Below are 315 nucleotides of genomic sequence, written 5' to 3'. Positions count from 1 at the left end.
AGCTTTCCCTATGGCCTGTGAAAACCGTCAGCATGAAGTTAAGCCTACTGCTCTTATTGAAGTGTTGGAAGCGTCAGGTCGCATTGTTAACCACAGTGAGTCTATGGAGTCGTACGTTGCTCAAGGTTCTTATCTAGAGAGCACCGGTGTGATGGTTATCGATCACATCAATAAGACGATCTATGCTGCGCTTTCTCAGCGTTGCGACCGTGAAGTATTAGAAGATTATGCGAAGCGTATTGGTTATTCTCGCGTGGTTTCGTTCCAAACGGCGTTACCGTCTGGTCAGCCGATTTACCACACCAATGTGATGAT

Annotated in this window: 1 protein-coding gene; it reads left to right on the top strand. The window is 46.7% G+C overall.

The features are described from left to right. Nucleotides 1-315: arginine deiminase-related protein (locus AB4512_RS23685; protein WP_372175959.1), on the top strand; the 315-nt coding region annotated here is incomplete at both ends.

This window comes from Vibrio sp. 10N.222.52.B7, assembly GCF_041474275.1.
Taxonomy (GTDB): Bacteria; Pseudomonadota; Gammaproteobacteria; order Enterobacterales; family Vibrionaceae; genus Vibrio; species Vibrio crassostreae_C.
Note: the sequence above shows the minus strand (reverse complement) of the source record. Positions and strands in the feature narration are given on the sequence as shown.